1 protein-coding gene is annotated in these 1,190 nt (G+C 61.2%); it reads right to left on the reverse strand.

Translation table 11 applies throughout. From position 1 onward, the window contains the following. The coding region (locus LIY36_RS25555) for a lipase (protein ID WP_226457607.1) at positions 1-1,116 on the reverse strand (1,116 nt) is incomplete at its 3' end. Positions 1,117-1,190: the final 74 nt, after the last annotated feature.

The following is a 1,190-nucleotide window of genomic DNA, read 5'->3' on the forward strand; positions in this document are numbered from 1 at the left end:
AATGATGAAGGTATTGCCCTTGTGCGGTTCGGCGTTGCGGTTGAGGTCCTGCACCCAGGTGGTGGCGCGTGCCGGGTCGGACAGGTTGGCGACGATGACCGTGGAATCACGGGTCATCTGCTCGTAGAAGCCCGATTCAACGACCCGTGTCAGCCCGTCGCCATACCCGGTGGGCAGATGGGAGATCCAGGTCGGCAGGTTGGTGATGGAAAACGGCAGCACATTCCACAGGGTCGAGGCGTAGTGGTCGTTGAAGCTGACGATATTGTCGGTGCTCGACTCATGGGGCTTGTCATGCACGCCGAGGGACGACAGGTTGAACGATGAGCCGTCCAGCGCGCGGAACACCGGGTCATTTTCGTAGCCGATATTGAGCACCTTGTCGCCGCTGCTTTGGGTCGGCGAGGCGTAGGCTACATAGTTGGCGTCCTTGTAGAACCCAGACCACTGACTGCCGCTCAAGTCGGCCATGCTGTTGACCGCCAGGCCGCCCAGGCTATGACCGCTGACCAGCACATCGGCGCCGTGCAGGCCATGGGCACTGGCGTAGTCGGCAACATTTTTGAGCAGCCCGCCAAATGCCTCACCGGCGTAGTTCTTCGCATAATCCTTGGGCCCCAGCGCGGCCAGCAGGTCACTGACCAAATCGCCGATGGAGTCGCTGATCAGGCTTTCCCGTGGCCCGGACGTACCGCGAAAGCCGATGCCGATTTCGAGCAATTTGCCCGCGTCATCGTACTTGCCCAGCACCTCGACTTGCGCCGTGGTGTAGCCGGCCTTTTCCCCAAAGAATGTGCCACGCGCATCAACCTTGCCGGCGTAGCCCAGGGCGCTGGCGCTGATGGGTGTCCAGCCGGCCTTTTGCACAGCATCCAGGGCGGCCTTTTCCGAATCCGGGTTCCACGGGATGCCTGGAATCACCCCCTGGGAATCGCTGCCACCGAGCAGCGCGCCGACCAAAGTGGCGGGCAAACCCCAGCCCAGGCCGTTGTGCTGGTAACCCACGGCAAAGCCGTTATCCAGGTTGTGATAGCTGTACAAGGTGATTGCCATGGCGTCGGCGAACAACGCCTTGGAACCCTCGGGTCCGAGGTTTTTGTAATCGAAGATACCCATGCTGATGCCTCTTTTTGTTGTTGGAATGCGCGAGATCGGCGGTCACCGTGGCGCCGGCCCAAACGCCTCATCCA

It is taken from the genome of Pseudomonas sp. AF03-9, from assembly GCF_020515815.1.
Taxonomy (GTDB): domain Bacteria; phylum Pseudomonadota; class Gammaproteobacteria; order Pseudomonadales; family Pseudomonadaceae; genus Aquipseudomonas.